Annotated in this window: 5 protein-coding genes; 3 read left to right on the forward strand and 2 right to left on the reverse strand. The window is 42.7% G+C overall.

The window, feature by feature from the left end:
* Positions 1-270: 270 nt before the first annotated feature.
* The gene (locus tag KL866_RS03990; protein ID WP_025254911.1) at positions 271-1,116 is read left to right on the forward strand and encodes an HDOD domain-containing protein; all 846 of its coding nucleotides are present in this window, start codon (positions 271-273) and stop codon (positions 1,114-1,116) included.
* Between the two features lie 36 nt (positions 1,117-1,152).
* On the opposite strand, the gene KL866_RS03995 is transcribed toward KL866_RS03990, so the two are convergent.
* Positions 1,153-1,968, reverse strand: a complete 816-nt coding sequence (locus tag KL866_RS03995; protein ID WP_025254912.1) for an acyl-CoA thioesterase II — start codon at positions 1,966-1,968, stop codon at positions 1,153-1,155.
* Between the two features lie 169 nt (positions 1,969-2,137).
* Here KL866_RS03995 and KL866_RS04000 point away from each other — a divergent pair, with 169 nt between their 5' ends.
* Positions 2,138-3,460: an MFS transporter gene (locus KL866_RS04000; protein ID WP_214993537.1), complete on the forward strand. Its 1,323-nt coding sequence runs from the start codon at positions 2,138-2,140 to the stop codon at positions 3,458-3,460.
* A 72-nt stretch (positions 3,461-3,532) separates the two neighbouring features.
* Positions 3,533-4,345, forward strand: a complete 813-nt coding sequence (locus KL866_RS04005; RefSeq protein ID WP_214993539.1) for an alpha/beta fold hydrolase — start codon at positions 3,533-3,535, stop codon at positions 4,343-4,345.
* Positions 4,346-4,425: 80 nt separating this feature from the next.
* Here the strand turns inward: KL866_RS04005 and glgC are convergent, their stop codons facing one another.
* Entirely contained in the window at positions 4,426-5,712 is a 1,287-nt protein-coding gene (glgC, locus tag KL866_RS04010) for a glucose-1-phosphate adenylyltransferase (RefSeq protein ID WP_025254915.1), read from the reverse strand.
* Between the last annotated feature and the right edge of the window lie 222 nt (positions 5,713-5,934).

The raw sequence follows: 5,934 nt of genomic DNA on the forward strand, positions 1-5,934 counted from the left end.
TAGCAACAGAGTATTATTTAACCTCTGGGATTACCGCAATTGATTACGCTCAGCGGTGAATAAGCTACTTATATAGCTTGGCATGTAGTGTATATTAATATAATTTTTAAAGGCCTTTTTAACTTTCTGATTAGTAAAGAAATCATACTTATTAACTAGGTACTAATAATTGACCTTCTAGGGTTTAGCGCCTATACCTTATCAGAGTAAAGGCTAATGGAGGTGCCTTTAACACGACATGATAACGGCTGCATTGAAGAGAGTGCACGAATGAATTTAGATGAATTAGTTTCGAAAGCGGAAGACCTCTTTGTTTTACCGGATTCGGTAACTCGACTGAAAGCTTGTATGGATGACGAAGCTTCGAGCATTGACGACATCGGCGACATTATCGCTTTTGACCCGTCATTAGCTACCCAATTGCTTAGAGTGGCAAACTCAGCGCTGTATCGCTTTCCTAACAGAATAGACACGGTAACACGAGCCATACAGGTTGTTGGTACACGTTCAACATATGATTTAGCGCTTGCTTATGGTGTAAGTCAGGCATTTAGCGATGTTGACGGCCAAGCTATAGACTTAGATAAATTCTGGGAACAGAGTGTTTCGTGTGGATTGCTTGCGAAATATTTTGCCGATTTGCGTAATATTCGCGAACCAGAAAGACTATTTGTTTCGGGGTTGCTTCACAACGTTGGTGAGCTTGTTACCGTTTCACTAATGCCCGAGTCGGCAAAACGTTGTCAGGCGTTCAATACACGCGTGAGCCCCGCTGAACTTCAGTTTGGCGTATTAGGGTTTACTTATGCTGATTTGTCAGCAAAGCTGATTGAAAAGTGGGATATTCCAAGCACAATTTATGCGCCCATTGCCAGTATTCACAAGAATGAAAACGCAGCGTGTAGTGACAACGATAGAATTCTTCAGCTCTCATATGTACTTGCGTTAGACAACGTAAACCCCGAAATATATCCAAGCTATCACAATTTGAAACCTGAGGTTCACGAAGCATTATCACTAAATCGCGAAGATTTAGAAGACGCGCTAGATATAACCAATTTACAGTGTATTTCGGTTATTTCCCTGTTTAACCCTAACGCGTTTATGCTCTATTAAATTTAGAGTGTTTATCAGCAAGTAAGGCCGTAGCGATTAATCGAAAATCGCTACGGTTTGTCTACTAATTGCAATCACTTCGTTGTCTTTATCCCATATCGTCGCTTCCGTATGACCGTATCCGTCTGCTGCTTGCCTAGTTTGAGCTTTATATGCAAACCAATCAGTCGGACTAACAGGTTTATGTGGGTGTATAAACTCCAAGTTCCAACTTACAGTGCTGGCAGGCGCTGGCAATTTCAGCATTTGTAAAAGTGTAGGTGGCCAAGCATCTATCATGGTGATGATATGAGCATCAGTAATGGCCTCAGGGGCTTGTTTGAAGCGCATGAAACCGTGATAGTGGCTAGTTTTTCTGCGTGTAAATGGTATACCACCATCTTCAATTGCTAAATCGAAGTAGCGTAAGAATTTTGGCGTCACTTTAGGTATTTGTGGGATAAACTTTGCCTTGTTTGGCAGAGGCATGTCGTGCTTTTCGGTATTCTCAACTTTAATGCCCGATTCCCTAGCTACACCAAAGCAAGCTTGCGAGAAAACGCAGCTCTTACCCTCTTGAATAGCATGCGCAGTGTATTGTGAAACATTTTTTCCTGTTCTAAGTAGGGTTACTTCGATAGAAAATGGAGCCTCAAGAGATAAAGGGCCAACAAAATTGGTAGTAAAAGAGCGAAGAACACGGTCATCAATTACTTGTTGCTTCACTGCGTTATACAGCATACCGGCAGAAATTCCGCCAAACGCAGTTCGTCCTTGCCCCCACTTCTTAGGAATAGTTAGTCCGTCAACTTTCCAAGTCTTTTCTGATGTTTGAGATAATTGGGGAATATTAAGCAATTCATCTACTGTCATATTTGTGCGTCTGGTCTGATGAGTTATGTTGAAGTCATCGTACCTCAAGCGCTATAGAACGAAAAGCCTCACTTAGAAATTTTCGTTATGTTAACAAATAAGTAACAATAAGTTGTTTATTTTTTTACCTAAGGCATAGACTGGGCTATTGTCACAAAAAAGGACTGTTATGGCCCATACTCACGTTGAAGGTATTCCTGCTACTGAAGCTGGAACATCTAGAAGTTACCGCAACTACGTTCTATTTATATTAACCTTGGTGTATGCCTTTAACTTTATAGACAGACAAATTATTGGCATTTTATCCCCCTTTATTAAAGCTGATTTGGGTTTAGATGACGCGCAACTCGGTTGGCTCAAAGGCATTTATTTTGCCTTACTCTACACGGTTATGGGTATACCAATAGCCTGGCTTGCAGACCGTTATAGTCGCGTGAATATCATTGCCATCTCATTGACGTTATGGAGTGGTTTCACTGCCGCATCAGGCATGGCTGGCAACTACATGCAGCTTGCCATTGCGCGTATTGGCGTGGGAATTGGTGAGGCTGGCGGTAGTCCACCTTCACACAGTATAATTTCTGATCTTTTCCCTAAAGAAAAGCGGGCAGGCGCTTTGGCGATTTACTCTTTAGGCATTCCCTTTGGCGTTATGCTCGCATTCTTTGCCTCAGCATTCTTCTTACAAGGCGGTTCTGCTGACTGGCGTACGGTGATGTATAGCGTTGGTATACCCGGTGTATTGCTCGCCATTTTACTTAAGCTTACCGTAAAAGAGCCTAAAAGAACGGTTTCTTTACCCAGTGATGGTGATGCGACTAAGGCAAGTGTTAAATCATCACTAAAAATGCTGCTGAAAATTCCTACATGGTGGGGAATGGCGCTGGGGATTTCATTTGGGTCTTTCGGTAACTATGCTATATCGACATGGGTAATTGACTACTACGTGCGAGCGTTTGCAGGCCTAGACATCACGCAGTTGCTTATCGTGTTTGGTATTATCAATGGAACTGCGTATGCGTTAGGCGTATGGTTAGGTGGTTATATTGCTGACAGATGGGGCAAGCACAATAAGAAAGCCTATGCACTGATACCGGCTATAGCGTTAATTATTGGTGTTCCTGCATTTTACGCGTCGCTACAAGTTCAAGATTTGTGGTTGTCTGTAGGGTTAATGGCACTTCTGCTATTCACGAGTGGCTCTTACTTAGGACCAAGTTTTGCGATGGCACAAACCCTTGCTCCACTCAATGTCAGAGCTATGTCGACGGCGCTGTTCTTCTTTGTTCTAAACATTATTGCGCTAGGTGGTGGGCCTACACTTACAGGTATTATTAGCCAAGCCCTAGTGCCCTCACTAGGAGAAACAGAAGCTTTGAGACAAGCACTTATTTACCTTGTAATTCCCTATGCGATTTCAATTGCTGTGTTTCTTTGGACAAGTACTAAAATTGTCAAAGATTGGGAAATGGCAGAAGCCAGGGGCTTGTAGTACTATCAACTATTCATGCTAAGGGGCTGATTTAAAGCCCCTTTATTATTTTTGTGTCAAAGGAGTATGTTGGTGTCATCGTCGGAGTTGAGTTTTCACTTTGCCCATGCAAATGGATTCCCTGCAGGAAGTTATAATGCAGTGTTTTCAGCGTTACCTAGTCATTTTAACCGTCTGCATGTCGAACGTTTTGGCCACGACCCTCTGCTTCCAGTAAATGGCAACTGGCGCAACCAGGTTCACGAGCTAATTAAACACATAAAGAAAGAAAACAAGGATCCGCGGGGGGTATTCGGCATCGGGCACTCATTTGGTGCCGTAATAACGTACATGGCGGCGTGTGAAGCACCAGAGCTCTTCAGGGGGATCATATTATTTGACCCTCCCTTGGTTGTAGGGCCTCTTAGTCATTTTTTTAAATTTGCTAAACATACGCCTTTAATCAATAGACTAACACCGGCAAAATTAGCGGAAATACGTAAAACAAGCTGGCCTAGCAGTACAGATATGGTAGCGTACTTTCACGGTAAGTCGTTGTTTAGAGATATGGATAAACAATGTGTACGCGATTATGTGAAGTCTGTTACAGCTAATAAGGGAGACAGTATTTCACTAACATTTCGAGCTGATGTAGAGGCTGATTTGTTTCGGAATGTGCCCCACAATTTAGGCAAGTATAAGGGTAAATTAAAGTGTCCTGCAGTATTGGTCACGGGAAGCAAAAGTAATGTATGTAAGCCAGAAATGTATTCGCGGCTTATGAAGCACAATGCTATAGAGCACGAGATTTTAGAAGGTGGACATATGTTTCCGTTAGAGCACCCGGAGGAAGTTGCATGCTTTATAGAGCGAAAGATAACGCAATGGGCTGACGAGGCGTATTGATGCGTTAGAATCAGCACTATTTAGATTGATTTTGGCATTTTTTTGCCAAAATCAATCTTATCTATTTTCTGAAAAGTCTATCAATCGTGCTCGGTTGACTTACTTAAGCCACCCACTGGCTGACCTAGCATTTCACGTGTAACAAGTACCACGCCTTTTTCTGACACACGGAAGCCTCTGGCTTTATCTTGTTCATGATCGTAACCGATTGTGGTCCCTTCTGGAACAACGCAACCGCGGTCGATGATCACTTTTTTCAATTTGCAATGGCGCTTTATTTCCACGTCAGGGAGAATCACAGCGTCTTCGATAAGTCCGTACGAATGTACGCGTACGTTAGAGAAGCAAATAGAAGAGCGAAGTGTAGAGCCCGAAATTATGCAGCCGCCAGAAACAACAGAGTTTATGGCTTCACCTCGCCTGTCGTGATCTTCCCATACAAATTTGGCTGGTGGAAGCTGCTCTTGGTAAGTCCAGATGGGCCATTTTCTATCATATAAGTTAAGTTGAGGTACCGGAGCAACCATTTCCATGTTGGCTTCCCAGAATGAATCGATGGTACCTACATCGCGCCAATAGGCATTGTCGCCACCACTTTGTTCAAAAGGATAGGCATATACAGGATGATCAGCGATAATCGAAGGAATGATATCTTTCCCGAAGTCGCGCTGAGAGCCCATATTCTCCGAGTCTACGCGCAATTGTTCGAACAAAAACTCAGTATCGAATACATAGTTACCCATAGATGCTAAGCAGCAAGTTGGGTCGTTGGGAAGCGGAGTAGGGTTGGCAGGTTTCTCTTCAAAGCCATTGATACGGTAGTTTTCATCAACAGACATTACGCCGAAAGCGCCAGCTGCTTCTTCCAGAGGTACAGACATACATGAGACGGTCATCTTTGCGCCTGATTCTTTGTGTTTAGCTAGCAAGTCACCGTAGTCCATGCGATATATATGGTCGCCTGAGAGGATCATGACATATTTGGGGAGTTCATCGCGAATAATATCGATATTTTGAAAAACAGCGTCGGCCGTTCCTTCATACCAACTATCAGAAAAGCGTTGAGATGCTGGGAGAATCTCTACTGATTCGCCAAGTTCCTTTTTAAAATGGCCCCAACCCCGAACGAGATGGCGAATTAAAGAGTGAGATTTGTATTGAGTAACAACACCTATTCGTCGGATACCTGAATTAACACAATTTGAAAGCGGGAAATCGATGATTCTAAATTTTCCGCCGAAATAAAGTGCTGGTTTGGCCCGCCAATTAGTGAGTTCGTGTAATCTGGAACCTTTTCCTCCGGCGAGAATTAGCGCATATGTATCACGAGTAAGGTTACTGATGTACCGAGAACTTTGATCTGCCATTTCCTATAAACTCCTTTAAAAAAAGCGACAACTGGGTATCGATAGAATTATAAAAAGAAAACGAAGTGTCGCGATTGACTGCGCTATGCATGATAAGCCCGATAAAACCAAGCTTTGCTGATAACCTAAACCCATATTACACAAGATAATTTATAATAACAGAGCGATTTTCTCGCTTTGTGATGAAATCGTTAAATTATTTAAATTTTTGTATGTCCTTTA

Source organism: Alteromonas sp. ALT199, from assembly GCF_018619335.1.
Classification (GTDB): Bacteria; Pseudomonadota; Gammaproteobacteria; order Enterobacterales; family Alteromonadaceae; genus Alteromonas.